Below are 20,454 nucleotides of genomic sequence, written 5' to 3' on the forward strand. Positions count from 1 at the left end.
GAGCTAATTTCCTCGGCTTTCACCTGGTCAATAAGTGCCTGCAGCTGCGGCGATAAGCCAAGAATCACGTTTATTGCGAGAGTCATTTTTTCCTTAATTACTGAGCTATCGGACGACGTTGAACTCAACAGACTCGTGGCTAACTAGACAAGCCGCCTTCTTGTCGACGCCATTTACCGTTAAGTCATAGGTTAGACGTACTGAGCCGTTCGGAGCTTCGTAAAAGCCTTGGTTGGCAATTGTAGCGCCGGGCAGTTTCTCAGCCAATTGGCCTGCACAAAGAGGTTCAGCATACGCACGGGAAACCGGCTCACTCGTAGCCGGCGTGCCCATCTCGATCTGTGTCCGAGTGTAGAAGGTGTTGTAAAGCTGGCCGCTTCTCACTTCTTTGCACTGTACATAAAACTTCGGATCCACTGGGTCAGAGTCGGTATCGGGCATCGCATACTCAACTGAAGAGCACTTCTCCTGCCTGCGGTGCATTTCAACCAGCGGAGCGAGCAGCGGTTGCCACTTAGCAAACTTGTCCAGTTTCTTACAACCTTCCCCGCAGCCGCCGATCTTTTCGGGAATGGCACCGGGTGTGATCGGAGCAAGGCGAAGTACAGCTGCTGGGTTGGATTCCTGACCACAGCCGGCCAAGAGCACGGTGACGCTAAAAACGATGAGATATCTCAATGCGGAGTTTCCTTTTTCCGTCAATTAGTATTCTCGAGGTTTCGCTTTGCTGAGTTGACGCAATCGCCGTATCCGCTAGCGTCCTCGCTGTCATCGTAAACTTCATCGCAGATCTGCTTCGCTTGCTGAGTCGAGGATGCTGTATGTGCCGGTGGATTGCAGGCTGAAGTATTCGCCGCAATTATCGCGGCGATAATCAAACCTAAAGCTATCAACGTATGATGGGGCTCCATGCTTCGGTTTCCTCGAACAGTTTGTCAGTCGTTGTCCTTGCCTACCGTCACTCCATCCACTGTCAGGGTCAGGAAAATAGGCCAAGTCGAGCCGTTCTTGATATCCCACACATAAAAGTGCTTGCCTGGAGTGCCCATGATCTGTGAGTTGTCCTCGACCTGGCGTCTCGCCTGCTCATCCGGCGCGATTACCTGGACGGCGTAACACGGACGGCCGGTATCTAAGTCATACGGACCAGCCTGTCGCCGAAATCGAGAGCCGGGGGGGCAGAGTAATTTTGTGCTCGTTTTTTTCACTGCTCATGATCTTTTCCTCGAACTCGTTGCTGCATTGATAAAACGTTCATAAGTCCCCGGCCATGGACGCCTCAAGCTAGGCCCAAGCGAGCTTCTTGATGGGCAATATTAAAACACCTGAAGGGCAGCAATCGGCCAAAAGCTGTTAATAAAATATATCTAAAAAAATAGTGACAGCTCAGCGCTGAATCAGATGGGGCACTGATTGAGCGACAACAAGTTATTATTCCATTTGCTATCTGCATAAGTACGCAAATACGGAGCACGACCAGATTCTCGTACGACACCAATATTTACACGGGCACGACTAACCGGATCGATCACATAGAAAGTGTTTGTACCAGCATCAATACTGGCAATCACTTGCTCGCGAGTCCAGCGCCATTGATTTGCTGGATTGCCTAGATGAGTGATGTGTTCATGGGAACTATTTACATTGGGTTTGTTAATGCACGTTACTTGAACGTCGGTCATTTTGATTTCCTTTTCATGGTTGAACTTTATAAAAAGAACTGACAGCCCCCCACCTTTGTACTGGCCCGATGATGCCTTAGTCAATAATCCTTTGGATCGCCGTTAGTTTCACCGACAAATGGAGTGTCAGCTCCTGGCCGATTGCTGCCTCTCACGAAGGGCTGTAATCGGCCGATTAGAGCCCCCTTCCCAGCGCCCCTCTCAGCCTTTGTAGCCCCTAGCTCTGCCTGAAAAGGAATCCGTCACGGCCATTCTCCAGATTCAACGCCATCCAGAATGACGTTCGCTTGGACGTCATACGCCCCATGACTCACCACCACCGCCACACTCAAACCCCCAACCGCGGGAACGACCCGCTACCCCCGCAAGTCTACCGACACCCAATCATCGGTAAGGTACAGCGCAATGGACAAGACAATCACCGTGGACCAACTGGCGACCACCGACCTCAGATCAATCAACGAAATATGGCTCGGCGGTACGCATACCGAGCTGTGCCTGTGGCGTGGCGAGGCGGTTTTCACTCACGAAATGCTAAGCGAGGGTACTCACGATCAGAATGTTCGACGCCTGTGCCTGCAGTTGGTCGACCCTGATGATCAGGCCGCAGTGGCCCACGTTGAGGTGATCGTGCGCGAGCGGCTGGAAAAAATGGGCAAGGAGGGCGAGTTTTATCCGGCCGAGGAGGCGGACACTCGTCAATAGTCGCTGTGGCGCTGCGGGCGATAGGGGGCGAAAGCAGCCCTCAACGGTGCAAACCGGTCTACCATGGCGGCCTGGCAGTGGTTCACTGCGCTTCCGTTCATTTTCTATAAAGGCATTGCGATGACCATCGACCAAATCTCCCTCCCCAAAGGCGTAGGCCCTCACGCGGCCAAGCTGCTCGACGCTATCACTGGCGCCTCCACCCACGAAGAACTCAACCGCGCAGGCGGCAAGGCTGAAGGGTTTGTTTTGGGGCTGGAGTCGACCAAAGCGATCAAAAGCCAGATCGCCGAGTCGTTGTATGTGGCGTATGACGACGCCGCCAGCAATCGGGCGGGTGAGTTGAAGGGATAGGCGTTTTCGCGGCACGGCCCGCGCGGCTTTAGATAGACTGGATGCCTCAATTTTTCAGGATGAAATGCTCATGTTCAAAGCTGCCCTTGCTTCGCTGTTGTTGACCTGCACTTTTTGCGCTCACGCCGGTACGACGGTCGATGTGTCGAAGATTTACGGCAAGATCCAGTTCGTGGACAGCTATCCCGACTACAAGGTGAAGGTGGTGAATCAATACCCCGACCTTAAGGTGAAGAAGGTGGTTTCCTGGCCGGACTCTGTCGGCAAATGGCAAACCGTCGACAGCTACCCCGACTACAAGATCCAGATTGTCGATTCCTATCCGGACTTCACTATTGAATATGTCGAGAGCTGGCCTGGGGTCAATTGATCGCGGCAAGCCGTTGCAGGTCGCCTGCGACGGCTTGTCGGGCGGGTTGCTGATCAGCCAGGGCAGGGCGCTTCACGGTCGAGCAGCTTGGCGGTGAGGAGTACGCCCAGTTCGCTCAGTTGGTGGATCGCCAGGGCGATGTCGCGGTGTTTGCCGTTCAGGTCTTCGGACAGGTCGAGCAGCAGGGTGCTGACTGAGGTGAAGGTTTCGTAACTGTTGGTGATGAGGGTTTCGGTGCTGGCGTTGGGGGCGACGGTGAAGAGGTTTGAATCCGGAGTGATTTTAAACATATGGATATCCTGGATTGGGCCGCCACCTTGCCGCTACTAAACGAAAGGGGGGCAGCTGTACGCAGGTTAGTAGACCGGTGGATATCCAAAGCCGGCGCGCCCGAAAGCGCCCTACGCACAGCTACCATCAAGCAAAGACGCAATGTCTTGCTGATGAAACTTATGCACTTGAAGATACCCACAATTCAGGCTACTAAACCCGATCACCGAGAGATTCAGCGACCGAGCCACCTTAGAGACGGCCTACCCAGTGCACAAGCCGGCGGATTCTGACGCACGTGTAGGCAAGGGAGCAAGGCGTTGCGGGGGATTCGGATTTTGCCTTCAGGAGCGTTAACCGTGACGTTGAGCACTGACGCATTTATCACACTGGCCATGGCCAACCCGCTCAACGCTGAAATCACCGCGCGCCTGCCGGCGCTTGGGGTGGACCAATGCCTGCTGACGGCGGGGTGCCTGTTTCAGGCGGTGTGGAATCATCAGGCGAATCTGCCGGCGGATCATGGGGTGAAGGACTACGACGTTTTTTACTTCGATACGGACCTGTCCTACGAGGCTGAGGACGTGGTGATCCAGAAGGCGAACGCGCTGTTCGCGGACCTGGGGGTGAATGTCGAGGTACGCAATCAGGCGCGGGTTCATCTCTGGTATGCCCAGCGGTTTGGCCGGCCGTATTTGCAACTGCACTCGGCGCGGCAGGGGGTTGATCGGTATCTGGTGGCCGGCACGTGCGTGGCGCTGGAGGTGGCGACGGGCGAGGTGTATGCGCCGTATGGGTTGGCGGATGTGGAGCAGGGGATTTTGCGGATCAACCCGCTGCATCCGGAGCGGGCGTTGTTTGAGGCTAAGGCGCAGAGTTATCAGGCGCGGTGGCCCTGGCTGAGGATTGTTTGATGCCGATCTCTATTATGTTGTGGCGAGCGGGCTTGCCCCGCGTTGGGGTGCGAAGCGCCCCCAATCGAGCAAAACGCGGTGTACCTGATACGGCTCAGCGCCTGGCTTTGGGGCTGCTGCGCAGCCCAACGCAGGACAAGCCTGCTCGCCATTTCCGCCGTCTTTTCCATGGCCGTTTTTTGGGAGGTTTGCACACTGCTCTAATAGCCCGTTACACCCCGAAAATGGCTTCAATTTCGATATTCAGTTCCGGGGAAAACAACTTTGAAACTTCGACCAGAGAGCTGGCAGGGAAGTGCCCTTCATAATGCTGACCCAACACCTTACGCAGCTCCCCGGCTTGGCTGAAGTCGGTGATGAATATAGTCACTTTCAAGAGTGAAGACATACCGGAGCCCTCTTCGGCGGCAACCGCTTTAATCTGCTCCAAAATAGCATTGGCCTGTTTTTCAAGGCTCAGCCCTTGAGCATCAGTTCCAAACGCTGTGAAGCCTGACAGGTACAGGGTATTGCCATTTTTCACCGAATGCGAATAGGGGCCCACGACGGGAGGAAGTGCATCATAAATTTTACGTTCGATTTTATTGCTTGGCATAGTTGCGCGTCCGAATGTTTAGTGCGTGGTTGATCTTGAGGTGCCTAAAATCAAGTGATTACTCAGGATTTTTCCGAGTTGGCTATGCTCTCAAAAACCGGCAACAGACAGTAGTCACGTTTCTCTACGGTTAATGCCTGTTTCTCTATGTGTTGAATCTCGCAATATTTCAGGCTCGCGTACGTATGTCATAATCCCTTTGGCAGCGTGTAAAGATAGGTCGCGCCCCGATATTCTTGCGCAGGAGGTATTAGTAGGTGAAGAATTATCGTTATGCCGCTGAAGAGGGTCGCGTGGCGCTCAGGGAAATATTACTTGGCTTTCTTCCTGAGGCGGGCCGGTTCCCAACGCCTATAGAGGGGTTTGCGCTGCATCGCTATGACCATTCAGACACGGCAAAGCCCCATTTCTACAATCCGATACTGATCGTCGCTGTACAGGGGAAGAAATGGGTTCGTATTGGTATCAACGATATATCATTCGGAGAACACACGTGCTTTATCGCCGGCGTGAACATGCCAGTCACCAGTTGCCTCTTGGAAGCAACCCCGGAAATGCCTTACCTGTCGATGTCCTTGGACCTTGACAGGCATTTGATGGCCGCGTTGGCCGCTAAAACTCCACCGCCAATTGAATATAACACCGACACTGCAGTTGGCGCCGCAGTGCAAGAACTCACCCAGGAATTGCTCGATGCCTTTTTACGAATGATTGAATTACTCGACCAACCAGAGCAGGCGAAGACACTGGGCGCGTTGATATATCAAGAAATTCACTATCGATTGCTCGCAACGCCCTTTGGGCACCAGCTTCGCCTACTGAATTCAGTGGGTTCTCAAAGTAATAAAATTAATCAAGCTATCCTGTGGTTGCGGGAGAATTACCGGGAAGCGTTGCAGGTAGATAAATTGGCTGCAACACTGAATATGGCGTCTTCGACCTTATATAAACACTTTAAAGAAGTCACAACGCTCAGTCCCCTTCAATATCAGAAACGTTTGCGTCTAGATGAGGCGCAGCGCTTGATGCTGGTTGAAAATTGCGATGTCATTCAAGCGGCGTTAATGGTGGGTTACGAAAGTGCCAATCAATTCAGTCGAGAATATAAACGGCTGTTTGGTGAACCGCCTAGAAAGAATGTCGTAACAATAAGGACGGGTAGGCAGTCGTCACTCGAAACGGGGGTGGGGCGATCCTCGCGCTCATAAATCAACCGCTCCCGCGACAGCCAGTGCCTCGCGAGCCTATCTACGCTTCCCCTAACGAAGCCCACTGACGCACTTGGTGCAGGAACTGCTGTTGCAAGGCGACGAAGTGATCTTCGAAAAAAGCCGACCCAATGCATTCGCTTCTACTGACTTGGCCGATCGGTTAAAGGCTTGTGGATCACTGGGCGTAGTTATTGCCGGAATGAAGACCCAGTACTGTGTCGACAGCACCTGTCGCGCCGCACGAGATCTTGGATTCGATACAGTGCTGATCGCCGATGGTCACACCTGCACTGACACCCCTGCATTGACGGCCGAAAATATTGTCGCTCATCACAATGCAACCTTGGCGGGACCGTTCTGCCGTGTCATTCACGCTGAGGACTGGTGTTTCTAATCGGCATAGATAGATCGGCTCGAGATTGGGTCGATCTTTCAACAGTGGGTCAATCGAGTCCTTCGCGACAGACTGTAATCGGCCAATCAGCGATGGCATGGACTCAAGTTTCCGATTTGTCTCAAATCTACCTGACGTTGGCCGGCGCTGGATTTCTTTTTAAGCTTGCTGAAACGTTTCACCCGGTTTATAAAAATGGCACAACTCCAAGAAAGGCCGCCGCCATGACCCCGCTCAAACTTTTTGTTGCCATCAGCACGCTGTCCGCTGCCTCCCACGCCATGGCCTGGGATTACGTTCTGCTCGACACCGACAAAGCCGCCCAGAGCTGGCAGATCACCAGTCAGCAACTCGGACTAAAAACCGACAAACCCTTCAGCGTTACCCTGCGCACCTTGCACGGCGGTCGGCAGGAGGGCGTCAGCATTGTCGACATCGATAACGGCACGATGAAACTCTCGGTAGTGCCGACTCGCGGAATGAACGTCTTGCAGGCCTCGGTTGGCAATGTACGCATGGGCTGGGATTCGCCGGTCAAGGAAGTGGTCAATCCGTCCTTCATCGAACTCAATGGCCGCGGTGGCCTGGGCTGGCTGGAAGGTTTCAATGAGCTGGTCACCCGCTGCGGATACGAATGGGTCGGCCATCCCGGTGTCGACAACGGCGAACTGCTGACCCTGCACGGTCGGGCCGCCAACATTCCTGCGAATAAAGTCACGCTGCACATCGATGAAAAACCACCGTACGCCATCACCCTGCGCGGTGAACTGAAAGAACAGGCGTTCAAGAAGGTCGACTTCTCGGTCGCGACCGAACTGGTCACCGAACCCGGCAGCGTCGCGTTTGCCCTCAACGACACCCTGACCAACAACGGCGACTATCCGAAGGAATACCAGGCGCTGTATCACAGCAACTTCAGCACCCCGTTCCTGGAGCAGGGCGCTCGTTTCGCCGCGCCGGTGAAACAGGTGTCGCCTTTCAACGACAAGGCCAAGGGCGAGCTGCCCGACTGGCAAACCTACCGCGCACCGACCAGGGACTACGACGAAACGGTTTACAACGTGGTGCCGTATGCTGACGCCAAGGGCGATACGTTGACCGTGTTGCATAACAAGGCTGGCAGCCTGGGCGTTTCGGTGGGCTTCAATACTCAGACACTGCCCGTGTTTTCCCTGTGGAAAAACACCGATACCCAAGGCCAGGGCTATGTCACGGGGCTGGAGCCGGGGACGAGTTTTTCCTACAACCGCCGTTATCAGCGGCCACTGAACCTGGTACCGACAATTGGGCCCAAGGAACACAAGCAGTTCCGCATCAGCTACAGCTTGTTGGCGGACAAGGCGGCGGTGGATAAGGCCTTGAAGCAGGTGAGCGAGATTCAGGATGGGCGGGAGACTGAGGTGCGGCAGACGCCGTTGGTTGATCTGACCAAGGAGTGACACCAGATGGAGCATTTTCGGCCGTAAATAGTCGCGTCTGATCACGTCGGCGTGTTCAAGATCCGCCAGTGAGCGCGCGACCTTGAGCAATCGATGGGCTGCTCGCAAAGATTCGGTCACTGTCCGCTCTTGGTCGTTTTCAGCCGATCACCTCAGGCAGAAAACGGCCAGAAGCTGGCTTCATCGGCGTGACTATCAAGCGTGGCGCTCATAGGTAAGGTAGTCGTGTGCCCCTGTCCCGGTACACAGAAAACCCGCTTTTTGGTACATCAATTTTGCAGGGTTATCAGGCCGTACACTTAAACGCAATTGACTGAATCCCTGCGCTGCCGCGTCCAGCGCATACGCCCCCAGAAGTGCCATTCCTACGCCGCTACGCCTATGGTCTGCCACTACGTGGATAGTGCTAAGTTCTGCGTGGTCTTGATCAGGCGTCCAAAGCGAGTATCCCGCGAAGTGGTCACCCATGAGCGCGATTGTAAACCGTTCGAAATTTTCCACCCAGCGCGTCAGGTGCCGCTCCAGTTGCAAGCGCCACGTAATTTCATGCTCAGGTTCCCAACACCGAATATAGCTTTCCTCGCCTCGGTAGATAGCCGGGATATCAGTCACACTTGCTTGCCTTAGTCGTATTGCCATTCCATTAGTCCGTGATTGAACGAAACTGCATGATATGGCGCGCTTGGTCTTTCGCAAACTCGCGAACCACGCCGCTAAGCGACTGCTGGATATCACAGGTGAACTAGTAGATCGTTCAAGCGCGATTGGACGGTGCGTAACAACGACGTCGCAGAGGTTTGGAGGGCTGGCAAGGCAGCCATCATTAAAGGGATTCAAGCTTACGAATCGGCCAGGAATCTTCGGCCGTCAGTTATGAGCTATCCACCACACCTGAAGCCGTCAGTCATTGTCATTGCAGCCAGTGTCGCAAAGCTCATGGCGCCGCATTTGCTTCGTACGGCAGCGTTCCGCGTAGCGCGCTGCGAATATAAGGTAGGCTCAAGCGAGCCCCTTCTCTATGGCGATGTGTTTTCGCGCTTCATTCCCGCACGACGTGTAGGAATGATCCTTGTCTCGGCGATGAACTTTTAACCCCGTACTGCCCGTCCAAGGTGGGAACCCTTCCAGATCAAGGATCGTCCATGACCTTTTTTATCTTCCTGCTCGCCTGCGCCGCTGCGGCCAGTACCGGTGTGATTTTCAAGCCGGGTGCCTGGTACGAATCCCTCGTCAAACCCAGTTTTACCCCTCCCAATTGGCTGTTCCCGGTCGCCTGGACGATTATCTATCTATTGCTCGCCTGGGCCGGTTATCGCCTCAGCCTGATCCCGGGCAGTGAGCTGGTGCTGGCGCTGTGGGCGGCGCAGATTGCGTTGAATACGCTGTGGACGCCGGTGTTTTTCGGCGCCCATCGGTTGTTTGCGGGCATGGTGATTATTGTGTTGCTGTGGCTCACCGTGGCGGCGATGGTGGTGTTCGCGGTACGCCTGGACTTGATCACCGGCTTGATGCTGTTCCCTTACCTGGCGTGGCTGTGTGTGGCGGCGGCGTTGAATTTTTCGATTTTGCGGAATAACCGTTAATGGCCCATAAACACTGGCCCGCCTCCGAGGCCGAACTCGCCCAGATGCGCCGCTTCAACCAAAAGCTCGCGTGGATGCCGCGCTTCAAGATCCGCAACCGCGTCACCCCGCGTCTGATTCAGGCGCTGTTGCGCGTCAGTCAGAAGATCAAGCGCGCAACGCCGGCTGAGAGCAGGGTTGTGAATGGCGTGCCGGTGCGCATTTTGCGGCCATCCGGCACGCCCAAGGGAGTGGTGCTGGATATCCACGGTGGCGGCTGGGTGATCGGCAATGCGCAGATGGACGACGCGCTGAACCTGGGCATGGTGCGGGCGTGCGATGTGACGGTGGTGTCGGTGGATTATCGGCTGGCGGTCGACACGCCGGTTGAGGGGCTGATGGACGACTGCCTCGCCGCCGCGCGGTGGCTGCTGACGGCCGATGAGTTTGCAGGCTTGCCGGTGTTTGTCGTCGGTGAGTCGGCCGGTGGGCATTTGGCGGCCGCGACCTTGCTGACGCTCAAGCAATGGCCTGATCTGCTCAAGCGTGTAAGCGCGGCGGTGTTGTATTACGGGGTTTACGATTTGACCGGCACGCCGAGCGTGCGCACCGCCGGGCCGGACACCTTGCTGCTGGACGGCCCGGGAATGGTCGACGCGCTGCGCCTGCTGACGCCGGGATTGAATGATGAAGAACGCCGGCAGGCGCCATTGTCGCCGCTGTATGGTGACTTCGACGGGATGCCGCCGGTGTTGATGTTCGTCGGGGAACTGGATCCGCTGAAGGATGACACGCTGCAGATGGCTGAACGTTGGCCGGGGGCTGAGACCCATCTTCTGCCGGAATCTGCCCATGGGTTTATCCATTTTCCGGTGGCGATGGCGGAGGGTGTGTTGGTTTATAGCCGGCGGTGGATTACCACCTGCATTCACGACGAGCGTGGTTGAAAGGAGCGCCCAAGAATCAAAAGCCAGAGCAAAGCAAATAGATCAAAACCAGTGTGATATCTATCAGATAAATGGAGATCAAACGGTGGGAGGGGGCTTGCTCCCGATGGCAGTGGGGCAGCTGCAAATAAACTGACTGACATTCAGCCATCGGGAGCAAGCCCCCTCCCACATTCATACCGCCCTCCACCCGCCAAAGGACACTGCGATGCGCGAATACACCGTCACCTACCTCTTCAACAACCAGTCCCGCACCCACACCTTCGAACTCAACCAACCCGAACTCCCCGATCACGACGCTGCCCTGCACCTGCTGGCCCTGCACCTGGGCGACGCCGAGAACAGCCTGATCCTGCCGCCCGCCGATGCCACGCCTGAACAGATCCTCGCGCAAGCCGCCATCGTCGGCATCACCCGGATCCAGGTGGCATGAGTCCGCGCATCCAAGCCGGTGAGTGATTTCTGGCTGCGCCAGGGCTTTGCAGTCGTTGATATCGAAGACGATCCGCTGTGGCAAACCACGCACGTGCAGCGGCCAATAAATGCTTGACCTGGCCATGGGAGGATTTCTGTCGGCGGCGGTCAGACTGACTACTACGCGCCCTTAAATCTGCTGGTGGTTCAATCCCGTGATTACGCATTCCTTCTTGTCGGGGGGCGGCGAGCTGGCCTCCCTGATCCAGTCCAGGGATTGGTCGGCAACGCCGCTGGGTCCGATCGAGCACTGGCCGCAGAGCCTGCGCACCACCGTCAGCCTGTGCCTGGCGTCGAACTTCCCGATCAATATCATCTGGGGTCCGGAGAACACGCAGATCTACAACGACGGCTACAAGGTGTTGTGTGGCGAGTCGCACCCGCGCGCGCTGGGCGAGGGTTACCACGTGACCTGGGCCAGCGCCTGGCCGGCCATCGGCGAGCCGTTCACGCGGGCGCTGGCAGGGGAAACCAGTTTTCTCGAAAACCAGCGCATGTTCCTCACGCGCAACGGTTACCTGGAAGAGACCTTCTTCACCTTTTCCACCTCGCCCATCCGCGATGAAACCGGCGGTATCGGCGGGCTGTTTCACCCGGTGACCGAAACCACCGTGACCATCCTGGCCGAGCGCCGCACCCGTGCGCTGCGTGACCTGACTGGCCGGCTGGCGGTTGCCGAGGATTTGCCTCAGCTGATCGCGCTGACGGTCGAGACACTGGCGACGTTCAACTTCGATATTCCCTTCCTGCTGTTTTACGCGCGGGAAGCCGACGGCTACCGCCTGGTGCAGCACGTCGGCATTGGCGCAGATACCGCCGCATCCCCGGCCTGGATCAGCCTGGATGACACCGCGCCATGGCCGCTGGGCGCGGCGTGCGCGCAAAAGCGCACGCTGCAGATGGACGACATTGAGGCATTGTTCGCCGGCATTGACTGCGGGCCGTACCCGGAATCGCCGCTCACGGCTTTCGTGTTGCCGCTGGTGGTGCCCGACGATACGCAGACGCCGCTGTTGCTGGTGGCCGGTGCCTCGCCGCGCCTGCCGATGAATGATATTTACCGCGGCTTTTTCGAGCTGTTGGGCGCCGCGCTCTCGGCGGCGCTGGCCACCGTGCGGGCGCGGGCCTACGAACGTCAGCGCGCCGATGCCCTGGCTGCCATCGACCAGGCCAAGACCACCTTCTTTACCAATATCAGTCATGAATTCCGCACGCCGCTGACCCTGATGCTCGGGCCGCTGGAGCAATCGCTGGCCCTGGGCGACGCGTTGCCTGCCGATGAGCGCGAGCGCGTGACTCTGGCCTATCGCAACGGCCAGCGCCTGCTCAAGCTGGTCAATTCGCTACTGGAGTTTTCGCGCATCGAGGCCGGTCGCGCCCAGGCATCCTACGAACCGGTGGACCTGCCCGAATTGACCGCCGACCTCGCCTCCAATTTTCGCTCGGCCTGCGAGCGTGCGGGTCTGGCGCTGATCATCGATACCACGCCATTGCCAGACACGGCCTACGTCGACCGGGACATGTGGGAAAAGGTGGTGCTGAACCTGATTTCCAACGCCTTCAAGTTCACCCTGGCCGGGCAGATTCGGGTCAGCGTCGAACCCGGCGCCGATGGCGCGAGTGCCCAGGTTTGTGTCACTGACACCGGCACCGGCATTGCGGCCGATGAACTGCCGCGCCTGTTCGAGCGTTTCCACCGGATCGACAACCCCGCCGGCCGCTCGTTCGAAGGTTCGGGTATTGGCCTGGCGCTGGTGGATGAGCTGGTGCGCCTGCAGGGCGGCAGGCTTTCGGTGAACAGTGAAGTCGGAGTGGGCAGCACCTTCACCATCACCTTGCCGCTGGGCCGCCGCCATGTGCCCAAACCGCTGCACAGCCCGGCGCTGCTGCACGGTTCCACTACCAACGTCAGCGCCTTTGTCGAGGAAGCTATGGGCTGGTTGCCCGACGCGCCGGCGCCGCAGGTGCAGGATGAGCCTGACGCCGAACCGTTTGAAGAATGCGTGCTGCTGGCCGATGACAACGCCGACATGCGCGCCTATGTCGCCCGCCTGCTGCAAGCCGAAGGCCTGCGCGTGGAGACGGCGACCGATGGCCAGGCGGCACTGGAGGTTGCGCGCGAGCGCTTGCCGCAGTTGATTCTTACCGACGTGATGATGCCGGTGCTCGATGGCTTTGGCCTGTTGCGCGCGGTGCGTGAGGACGCGCGCCTGCAGGCGACCCCGGTGATTCTGCTGTCGGCCCGCGCCGGCGAAGAGGCTCGCGCCGAAGGCCTGGCGGCGGGCGCCGATGACTACCTGATCAAACCGTTTTCAGCGCGCGACCTGATCGCGCGCGTCACCTCGCAGTTGGCCCGTGCGCGCAATCGGCGCGAGGCCGCGTTGCGCGAAAGTGAAGCGCGGCTGCGCCTGGCCATCGACGCTGGGCAGATCGGTGAATGGGAGCTGGACATTGGTGCCGACAGCTCGGTGCGCGCTGCCCGGCATGACCAGATTTTCGGCCACAGCGCGCGGGTCGAGCACTGGGGCATCGACACCTTCATGTCTCACGTGTTGCCCGAGGACCGGCCCGATGTGGAGGCGTCGTTCAAGCGGGCGGCCGAGCAGGGCACCGGCTGGGATTTCCAGTGCCGTATCCGCCGCGCCGAGGACCAGCAGGTGCGCTGGATCCTCGCGCGCAGCACGCCGCAGCTCGATGCTCAGGGCCGCACCCTGAAACTGTTCGGCCTGGTGCAGGACATCACCGATCAAAAACGCGTCGAGCTGGGCATGCAGGCGCTCAACGAAACCCTGGAGCAGCGCATCACCGAGGCCATGGAAGAGCGCAGCAAGGCTGAAGAACAACTGCGCCAGGCGCAGAAGCTCGAGGCGCTGGGCCAGCTCACCGGCGGCGTGGCCCACGACTTCAACAACCTGTTGACGGTGATTCGCTCGTCCCTTGACCTGCTGGAACGCCCGGAATTGCCCGAGGTGCGGCGCAGCCGTTACCTGGCGGCCATCTCCGACACGGTCAATCGCGCGGCGCGTCTTACCGGGCAACTGCTCGCCTTCGCACGCCGACAGGCGTTGAAGCCGCAGACCTTCGACGTCAGCCAGAGCGTGACCTCGCTGGTGGAAATGATGGAATCTTTGTGCGGCGCCCATATCCAGATCAGCACCGACCTGGCGCCCCAGGACTGTTGTGTGTACGCCGACTCCAGCCAGTTCGACTCGGCGCTGGTGAATGTGGCGGTCAACGCGCGGGATGCGATGAAGGGCGTTGGCCGTTTGACCATCGCCGTGGCGGCAGTCGACACCCTCCCTGCGCTGCGCGGCCAGCCGCAGGTGCAAGGCGACTTTGTTGCAATCGCCATGCGCGACACCGGCAGCGGCATTCGGCCGGAGCATCTGGAGCGGATTTTCGAGCCGTTCTTCACCACCAAGAATGTGGGGCAGGGCACCGGGCTTGGCCTCAGCCAGGTGTTCGGCTTTGCCAAGCAATCGGGCGGCGAAGTGCGGGTGAGTACTGAACTCGGTCAGGGCTCGACCTTTACCCTGTATCTGCCCCGGGTCACCGCGCAACCACTGGAGCCCGATGTGCCGCTGGAGCCGGCGCTCCTCACCGACGGGCAGGGCGGCCGCGTGCTGGTGGTGGAAGACAATATCGAAGTCGGCACCTTCGCCACCCAGGCGCTGGAGGAGCTGGGCTATCAGGCGACCTGGGCGGTGAATGCCGAGCAGGCACTCAAGTGTCTGACCGACGCCGCCGAGGATTTCGACGTGGTGTTTTCGGACGTGATGATGCCGGGCATGAATGGCCTGGAACTGGCCAAGGAGATCCAGCAGTTGTGGCCGGCGTTGCCGATTGTGCTTACCAGTGGCTACAGCCATGTGCTGGCGCAGCAAGGCACCCACGGCTTCGACTTGCTGCACAAGCCGTATTCCATTCACCAATTGCTGCAGATTTTGCGCAAGGCCTGTGTCAAGCAGGGTTCAGCTTGAGCGCAGGCGCAGGATCTGCGCGCCGTCGAACGGGTCGGTCAGGTAATGGCCCTGCACGCCGAAGGTGTCCTGCAACCGCTGTGGCATGAGCACCTCCAGCGGTTTGCCCAGCGCTACCAGCCGTCCGCGATCCAGCACGGCGAGGCGGTCGCAGGTCAGCGCCTGGTTGAGGTCGTGCAAGGCAATCAGGGTGGTCACCGGTAACGCCTGCACGCCTTTGAGGATCGTCAGTTGGTGCTGGATGTCGAGGTGATTGGTCGGCTCATCCAGCAGCAGAATCTGTGGCCGTTGCGCCAGCGCACGGGCGATATGCACGCGCTGGCGCTCGCCGCCGGAGAGGCTGCGCCAGGCACGCTGGCTGAGGTGGGTGGCGTCCACGTCGTGCAGGGCCTGGTGCACGATGGCCTCGTCCTCGTGGGACCAGGGGCTCAGCGCCGACAGCCAGGGCGTGCGGCCCAGGGCCACGGCGTCGAACACGCCGATGGCGTCGTCGGTGTCGGCCTGTTGTTCCACCACCGCCAGTTGTTGCGCAATGACGCGGCGCGACAAGCTGCCCAGACGCTTGCCGCCCAGGCGCACGTCGCCGCTGGCGGGCGTGCGCAGGCCGGCCAGCAGCTTGAGCAGGGTGGATTTGCCGGAGCCGTTCGGCCCGACGATGCCCAGGGTTTCCCCCGCCTGCACCTCCAGGTGAATATCGTGCAGCAACTGCGCATCGCGCACCCTGAAGCCCAGGCCGCTGCAACTCAATACGCTCATCGCGCGTTTCTCCGGCCGATCAGGATCAACGCGAACACCGGTGCGCCGACCAGTGCGGTGACTACTCCGACCGGAATCACCTGGCCCTTGATCAGGCTGCGCGAGAGCACGTCCGCCGCGATCAGAAACAGCGCGCCGCCCAGAGCGCTGGCCGGCAGCAGCCGCGAATGCGCGGTGCCGAGCAGCAGGCGCACGGCGTGGGGAATCACCAGGCCGACAAAGCCGATGGCGCCGACAATCGATACCATCACCGCCGTCACCAGCGCGGCGCAGCCCACCAGCACGCATTGCACGCGGCGCACCGGAATGCCGAGGGAGGCCGCCGAGTCGCTGCCGAAGGTAAACGCATCCAGCGCGCGGCGGTGCCACAGGCACACGATCAGGCCGGCGACCGCCACCGGCACGGCCAGCCACACCGATGGCCAGCGCACGCCACTGAGGTTGCCGAGCAGCCAGAACATGATGCCGCGCGCCTGTTCGGAGCTGGCCGATTTAGTGATCAGGAACGCGGTGAGCGCATTGAACAGCTGGGAACCGGCGATGCCCGCGAGGATGATCTGCCCAGTGCCGCGCGCCGAGCCACTGGCCCGCGCGAGCAGGGTCACCAGCGCGAAGGCGGCCATGGCGCCGACGAATGCCCCCGCCGACAGTGAAATCAGCCCGCCGCCCACGCCGATCAGGGCGACCAGCACCGCGCCGGTGGAGGCGCCGGCGCTGATGCCTAGCAGGTACGGGTCGGCCAACGGGTTGCGCAGCAACGACTGCAGGATCACCCCGCAGGTCGCCAGCCCGGCCCCGCAGGCGGCGGCCACCAGCGCGCGGGTGAGGCGGTAGTTCCACACCACGCCCTCGTCGATGGGGTCGAGCACGTAGCCGGCCGCCCACAGTTTATTGGCCAACACCTTGAGCACCACCTGCGGTGCGATGGCGGTTTCGCCGATGGCCACCCCGGCGAGCAGGGCGATCAGCAGCAACGTGAGGGCGAGCAGGGTGCGCATCATTGGGGCAGGTCGTAGCCGTCGATGGCGCCGGCCAGTTGTTCCAGGCCGTCGAACATGCGAATGCTGGCCTGCAGCGCCAGGGCGTCGAGGACGATGATACGGTTGTGTTTGACGGCGTCCATGTTGCGGGTCACCGGGTCGCTGCGCAGGAAGGCAAGTTTCTGTTGATGGTCGTCGGCGGGGTAGCGGCGCCGGTCCATGCGTGCGATCACCAGAAAGGTCGGGTTGGCCTTGGCGATGGTTTCCCAGCCGACGGCGGGCCACTCTTCATCGGACTGCACCACGTTGGACAGGCCCAGGGTGTGCAGCATGAATTCGGGGATGCCCTTGTGGCCGGCCACGTAGGGATCGCTGGCCATCTCGGCGCTGGAGAACCACACCAGCGCGCTGGCCTGCTTCAAGCCCTTGCCTTGCGCGGTGGCGACGGATTTGTCCAGGCGTGCCTTGAGTTCGTCGTTGAGCTGTTGACCGCGCGCCTGCACGTCGAAGATCTCGGCCAACTGACTGATGCTCTTGTAGATCGTGTCGATGCGAAACGGCTCCAGCCGCGTGCCGTCGGCGCCCACCAGGTTGTCCTTGCCTTCGCAGTCCGACGGCAGCAGGTAGGTGGGGATGTTCAGTTCATGAAACTGCTCGCGGGTGCCTACCACGCCTTGTGCGCCGACCACCCATTCCAGCTCGGCGGCCACCAGCTGCGGGCGCTTGGCGATGACGGATTCGAAGCTCGGCTCGTTGTTGGCCAGGCGCTCGATGCCATCGTTGAGGGTTTTGTACTGCGCCAGCACGTTGTTGAACCACAGCGAGGTGCCGACTACTTTGTCACCGACGCCCAGGGCATAAAGCATTTCGGTGGCGGCCTGGCCGATGGTCACGCTGCGTGCGGGGGCCTGGGCGAAGCTGATGTGGCTGCCGCAGTTTTCCAGGGTCAGCGGGTAGTGGGTCGGCGCGGCGTGGGCCTCTGCAACGGACAGCCCGAGGCCGATCATCAAGGCGGTAACGCGTGGCAGCATGGGGGCAATCTCCGTTTGAACCGTTGGCGAAACCCCAATGAGTCCCGTCCGGGAAACGGCGCGGTATGGTAGTGCATGGCGGGGTGGGCGGGAAGATGCGGGGCTGCTCTCAACAGCAGACCGCTTCCATTGTGGCCAGCAGGCTTGCCCTGTGGCGAGCAGGCTTGCCCTGCGTTGGGGTGCGAAGCGCCCCCAATCAAGCAAAACGCGGTGTACCTGATACGGCTCAGCGCCTGGTTTTGGGGCTGCTGCGCAGCCCAACGCAGGGCAAGCCTGCTCGCCACGGGGCAAGCCTGCTGGCCACAGGGCAGGTGCGCTATCGGCGGTGCATCACAAACGAATATCTTCCGGGCCGCGAATCAGCGCTTCAATGCGCGTGCCTGTGGCGCGCTCTTCGTTGCTGAAGCCGTCGTAATCGGCCAGGTTGCCGAAGCGAACGCCGGTCAGCTGTTCTATCTGAAGCACGCTGCGCTGGTAGGTCCGCAACTGGCCGAACACCAGGTCGAGCTGGCCCAGTTCGCGGCTCTGGTCGATCATGTACGCGCTGGCTGAGGGCTTGCCATCGTCGCTGAGGTAGGCGACGACTTTCCAGAAGGCCTTGGGAATCCGGATGCCCCGGTAAAGGCGGTCGTCTTCGCCGAACACCGGGCCGGTAAACACCGTGGCCCGGGCTTTCCAGCGCTGGGTGTTGTCGAGGATATAGTCTTCGAGTTCCAGCCAGGTCTTCTGGTTGAAGCCGCTCATCTGCGGCGAGCAGTTGGTGAAATGGAAGGTGTCGACGTTGGCGGTGGCGGCCTCGGCGCCCCAGTTGGGATCCTGGCGTCGCACCAGGTGGCCACGGTCCAGGCCATTGCCGGCGTAGAGCTCCTCACCGACCTGGGCGTCGACGGGCAAGCGGCCGTCGTAGGCCCAGGTGTCGTTGCTGCGCACGATGTCCACGTGTTGCGCGCCGTCGATATTGACGCCGACGTAGAAGGCCAGGCGCCTGGAGCGCGACATCGTGATGGAAAAATGCGTGTAGTCCAGGCGCTTTGGCTGCAGATCATCGGCCAGGGCCTGGTCAACCGTGGGCCAGGGCACTTCGAAGCCGCCAAGAAAGTCCTCGGCATAGCCGGTGCGGTTTTTCAGGTCCTTGGCGGCAGTGATGCGCGGTGTTGCCGCCCGCGCCTGCAGCAGGGAAGGGCTGGCCGTGACCAGCGGGCGCAGATCGCCAAGGCGGGGACGGTGTGACAGGTCGATTTTGCGGGTGCGGGGTGGCATGGACTGCTCCTTGCGGGCCTGGAATAAACATTACTGCAACACAGGTTCATGACAATTTAGGCCAGTTTCCGTCGGCGGGACTATCCTGAAACGGTTATTCGGAGTTCATCACACGTCAAAAGGGAGCCAGCTTATGTGTATTCGCCATCCCCGCAACCCGATCTTCTGCCTGATCCCGCCGTACATGCTCGATCAGATCGCGCGCCACGGCGATAAAGCCCAACGCGAAATCGCACTGCGCACGCGCGCCAAGGACAGCACGTTCCGCTCGCTGCGCATGCTTGCCGTGCCCGCCAAGGGCACCGCGCACATGGCCCTGGCCATGGCCGCAGAAAAACGCCGTTCCATCTACAGCGCCGATGGCACCGACACCCTGCCGGGCAAGCTGATCCGCAGTGAAGGGCAGCCCGCCAGCGGCGATGCGGCAGTGGACGAGGCCTACGACGGCCTGGGCGCGACCTTCGATTTTTTCGACGAGGTGTTCGACCGCAACTCCATCGACGATTCCGGCATGGCGCTGGACGCCACGGTTCACTTTGGCCAGGCCTATAACAATGCATTCTGGAACTCGACCCAGATGGTGTTCGGCGATGGCGATCAGCAGTTGTTCAACCGCTTCACCATTGCGCTCGACGTGATCGGCCATGAGTTGGCCCACGGCGTCACCGAGGACGAAGCCAAGCTGATGTACTTCAACCAGTCCGGTGCGTTGAACGAGTCGCTGTCGGACGTGTTCGGCTCGCTGATCAAGCAGTACGCGTTGAAGCAGAAGGCCGAGGACGCCGACTGGTTGATCGGCAAGGGGCTGTTCACCAAAAAGATCAAGGGCACGGCGCTGCGCTCGATGAAAGCGCCGGGCACCGCGTTTGATGACGCCCTGTTGGGCAAGGACCCGCAGCCCGGGCATATGGATGACTTTGTGCATACCTATGATGACAACGGCGGCGTGCACATCAATTCCGGTATTCCCAACCATGCGTTCTATCAGGTCGCGACGAAGATCGGCGGGTTTGCCTGGGAGCGTGCCGGTCGCATCTGGTACGACGCCTTGCGCGACGCACGGCTGCGGCCGAACTCGGGGTTTCTGCGTTTTGCGCGCATCACCTATGATGTGGCCGGTCGCCTGTACGGCGCCAACAAGGACGAGCAGAAGGCCGTCAAGGCAGGCTGGAAAGCGGTGGGTATCAACGTCTGACAAACCGCCTGGGCGGTGAGGAACAGCCATGCGAATTTCGATCAAGGAAAACGGCGGCCCGGCATTTTTTCCGGGCCTGGCCAAACCTCGCAGCGTCGAGCTGGATGCGCTGCCCGAGCCGGATCAGCAGGAGCTGCGCCAACTGATCCAGGCGTCGGACTTCTTCAAGTTGCCGCAAAGCAATGCGCCGGAGCCCGGCAAGCCGGGCCAGGTGCATTACACCCTGACCGTCACGGAGGGCGAGCGCGAGCACACGGTGTGCGTGCTCGCGCCGGTCAAGTCCCAGGCGCTGGATGGGCTGGTGCAGTGTGTGAGGCGCCACAGCCGATCTTGAG

Annotated in this window: 21 protein-coding genes and 3 pseudogenes; 14 read left to right on the top strand and 10 right to left on the bottom strand. The window is 59.9% G+C overall.

Annotated elements, in window-relative coordinates; translation table 11 throughout:
• Nucleotides 1-105 precede the first annotated feature (105 nt).
• Nucleotides 106-702 carry a hypothetical protein gene (locus ACXX81_RS06395; RefSeq protein ID WP_458571374.1) on the bottom strand — a complete coding sequence of 199 codons (597 nt, stop codon included), beginning with the start codon at nucleotides 700-702 and terminating at the stop codon, nucleotides 106-108.
• A 695-nt stretch (nucleotides 703-1,397) separates the two neighbouring features.
• Nucleotides 1,398-1,682: a DUF3892 domain-containing protein gene (locus ACXX81_RS06400; protein WP_458571375.1), complete on the bottom strand. Its 285-nt coding sequence runs from the start codon at nucleotides 1,680-1,682 to the stop codon at nucleotides 1,398-1,400.
• Between the two features lie 405 nt (nucleotides 1,683-2,087).
• Between ACXX81_RS06400 and ACXX81_RS06405 the strand changes: the two genes are divergently transcribed.
• The 3 genes from ACXX81_RS06405 to ACXX81_RS06415 all read left to right on the top strand — a co-directional run bounded on the left by ACXX81_RS06405 (nucleotide 2,088) and on the right by ACXX81_RS06415 (nucleotide 3,111).
• Nucleotides 2,088-2,387 carry a hypothetical protein gene (locus ACXX81_RS06405; protein ID WP_003234402.1) on the top strand — a complete coding sequence of 100 codons (300 nt, stop codon included), beginning with the start codon at nucleotides 2,088-2,090 and terminating at the stop codon, nucleotides 2,385-2,387.
• 120 nt (nucleotides 2,388-2,507) lie between these two features.
• A complete protein-coding gene (locus tag ACXX81_RS06410; RefSeq protein ID WP_057008200.1) occupies nucleotides 2,508-2,741 on the top strand; it encodes a hypothetical protein in 234 nt (77 codons plus the stop codon).
• Nucleotides 2,742-2,811: 70 nt separating this feature from the next.
• The gene (locus ACXX81_RS06415; protein WP_209983238.1) at nucleotides 2,812-3,111 is read left to right on the top strand and encodes a 7(1) septoil knot domain-containing protein; all 300 of its coding nucleotides are present in this window, start codon (nucleotides 2,812-2,814) and stop codon (nucleotides 3,109-3,111) included.
• A 53-nt stretch (nucleotides 3,112-3,164) separates the two neighbouring features.
• Here the strand turns inward: ACXX81_RS06415 and ACXX81_RS06420 are convergent, their stop codons facing one another.
• Nucleotides 3,165-3,401 carry a DUF6124 family protein gene (locus tag ACXX81_RS06420; RefSeq protein ID WP_338477923.1) on the bottom strand — a complete coding sequence of 79 codons (237 nt, stop codon included), beginning with the start codon at nucleotides 3,399-3,401 and terminating at the stop codon, nucleotides 3,165-3,167.
• Between the two features lie 375 nt (nucleotides 3,402-3,776).
• On the opposite strand from ACXX81_RS06420, the gene ACXX81_RS06425 reads away from it, so the two are divergent.
• Nucleotides 3,777-4,295, top strand: a complete 519-nt coding sequence (locus ACXX81_RS06425) for a nucleotidyltransferase family protein (protein WP_458572568.1) — start codon at nucleotides 3,777-3,779, stop codon at nucleotides 4,293-4,295.
• Nucleotides 4,296-4,506: 211 nt separating this feature from the next.
• On the opposite strand, the gene ACXX81_RS06430 is transcribed toward ACXX81_RS06425, so the two are convergent.
• Nucleotides 4,507-4,890 (bottom strand): RidA family protein, encoded by a 384-nt coding sequence (locus ACXX81_RS06430; protein ID WP_458571376.1) that lies wholly within the window; start codon nucleotides 4,888-4,890, stop codon nucleotides 4,507-4,509.
• A gap of 257 nt (nucleotides 4,891-5,147) precedes the next feature.
• Between ACXX81_RS06430 and ACXX81_RS06435 the strand changes: the two genes are divergently transcribed.
• The 3 genes and pseudogenes from ACXX81_RS06435 (at nucleotide 5,148) to ACXX81_RS06445 (ending at nucleotide 7,934) form a co-directional block, all read left to right on the top strand.
• A complete protein-coding gene (locus ACXX81_RS06435; protein WP_458571377.1) occupies nucleotides 5,148-6,098 on the top strand; it encodes an AraC family transcriptional regulator in 951 nt (316 codons plus the stop codon).
• 58 nt (nucleotides 6,099-6,156) lie between these two features.
• Nucleotides 6,157-6,495 (top strand): annotated as a pseudogene (locus ACXX81_RS06440) (isochorismatase family protein); the annotation flags it as partial.
• Nucleotides 6,496-6,719: 224 nt separating this feature from the next.
• Complete coding sequence (locus ACXX81_RS06445) at nucleotides 6,720-7,934, top strand: aldose 1-epimerase family protein (protein WP_458571378.1); 1,215 nt, start codon at nucleotides 6,720-6,722, stop codon at nucleotides 7,932-7,934.
• A 24-nt stretch (nucleotides 7,935-7,958) separates the two neighbouring features.
• Here the strand turns inward: ACXX81_RS06445 and ACXX81_RS06450 are convergent.
• Together ACXX81_RS06450 and ACXX81_RS06455 are read right to left on the bottom strand one after the other, a co-directional pair.
• Nucleotides 7,959-8,045 (bottom strand): annotated as a pseudogene (locus ACXX81_RS06450) (magnesium chelatase subunit ChlI family protein); the annotation flags it as partial.
• A gap of 84 nt (nucleotides 8,046-8,129) precedes the next feature.
• On the bottom strand, nucleotides 8,130-8,573 hold the full coding sequence (locus tag ACXX81_RS06455) for a GNAT family N-acetyltransferase (RefSeq protein ID WP_458571379.1): 444 nt from the start codon (nucleotides 8,571-8,573) through the stop codon (nucleotides 8,130-8,132).
• A 206-nt stretch (nucleotides 8,574-8,779) separates the two neighbouring features.
• Here ACXX81_RS06455 and ACXX81_RS06460 point away from each other — a divergent pair.
• From ACXX81_RS06460 to ACXX81_RS06480, 5 genes and pseudogenes are all read left to right on the top strand, one after another.
• Nucleotides 8,780-8,923, top strand: a pseudogene (locus ACXX81_RS06460) (GFA family protein); the annotation flags it as partial.
• Between the two features lie 153 nt (nucleotides 8,924-9,076).
• Nucleotides 9,077-9,517, top strand: coding sequence for a tryptophan-rich sensory protein TspO (gene tspO, locus ACXX81_RS06465; protein ID WP_003234380.1), 441 nt, complete (start codon nucleotides 9,077-9,079; stop codon nucleotides 9,515-9,517).
• Nucleotides 9,517-10,443, top strand: coding sequence for an alpha/beta hydrolase (locus ACXX81_RS06470; RefSeq protein WP_458571380.1), 927 nt, complete (start codon nucleotides 9,517-9,519; stop codon nucleotides 10,441-10,443). Before tspO ends, ACXX81_RS06470 begins: the two co-directional genes overlap by 1 nt.
• A gap of 208 nt (nucleotides 10,444-10,651) precedes the next feature.
• Nucleotides 10,652-10,876, top strand: coding sequence for a hypothetical protein (locus ACXX81_RS06475; RefSeq protein WP_209983223.1), 225 nt, complete (start codon nucleotides 10,652-10,654; stop codon nucleotides 10,874-10,876).
• Between the two features lie 196 nt (nucleotides 10,877-11,072).
• Nucleotides 11,073-14,897 (top strand): response regulator, encoded by a 3,825-nt coding sequence (locus ACXX81_RS06480; RefSeq protein ID WP_458571381.1) that lies wholly within the window; start codon nucleotides 11,073-11,075, stop codon nucleotides 14,895-14,897.
• On the opposite strand, the gene ACXX81_RS06485 is transcribed toward ACXX81_RS06480, so the two are convergent.
• The 4 genes from ACXX81_RS06485 to ACXX81_RS06500 all read right to left on the bottom strand — a co-directional run bounded on the left by ACXX81_RS06485 (nucleotide 14,889) and on the right by ACXX81_RS06500 (nucleotide 18,924).
• Nucleotides 14,889-15,653: an ABC transporter ATP-binding protein gene (locus ACXX81_RS06485; RefSeq protein WP_458571382.1), complete on the bottom strand. Its 765-nt coding sequence runs from the start codon at nucleotides 15,651-15,653 to the stop codon at nucleotides 14,889-14,891. The two genes, ACXX81_RS06480 and ACXX81_RS06485, sit on opposite strands and share 9 nt — an antisense overlap.
• The gene (locus tag ACXX81_RS06490; RefSeq protein WP_057008049.1) at nucleotides 15,650-16,654 is read right to left on the bottom strand and encodes a FecCD family ABC transporter permease; all 1,005 of its coding nucleotides are present in this window, start codon (nucleotides 16,652-16,654) and stop codon (nucleotides 15,650-15,652) included. The genes ACXX81_RS06485 and ACXX81_RS06490 overlap by 4 nt, the downstream gene beginning before the upstream one ends.
• A complete protein-coding gene (locus ACXX81_RS06495) occupies nucleotides 16,651-17,664 on the bottom strand; it encodes an ABC transporter substrate-binding protein (protein WP_458571383.1) in 1,014 nt (337 codons plus the stop codon). The genes ACXX81_RS06490 and ACXX81_RS06495 overlap by 4 nt, the downstream gene beginning before the upstream one ends.
• Before the next feature lie 330 nt (nucleotides 17,665-17,994).
• A complete protein-coding gene (locus ACXX81_RS06500) occupies nucleotides 17,995-18,924 on the bottom strand; it encodes a DNA/RNA non-specific endonuclease (RefSeq protein WP_458571384.1) in 930 nt (309 codons plus the stop codon).
• Between the two features lie 133 nt (nucleotides 18,925-19,057).
• Between ACXX81_RS06500 and ACXX81_RS06505 the strand changes: the two genes are divergently transcribed.
• Together ACXX81_RS06505 and ACXX81_RS06510 are read left to right on the top strand one after the other, a co-directional pair.
• The gene (locus tag ACXX81_RS06505; protein WP_209983210.1) at nucleotides 19,058-20,119 is read left to right on the top strand and encodes a M4 family metallopeptidase; all 1,062 of its coding nucleotides are present in this window, start codon (nucleotides 19,058-19,060) and stop codon (nucleotides 20,117-20,119) included.
• A gap of 28 nt (nucleotides 20,120-20,147) precedes the next feature.
• On the top strand, nucleotides 20,148-20,453 hold the full coding sequence (locus tag ACXX81_RS06510) for a protealysin inhibitor emfourin (protein ID WP_209983207.1): 306 nt from the start codon (nucleotides 20,148-20,150) through the stop codon (nucleotides 20,451-20,453).
• Nucleotide 20,454 lies beyond the last annotated feature (1 nt).

The organism is Pseudomonas sp. GNP013 (genome assembly GCF_054343995.1).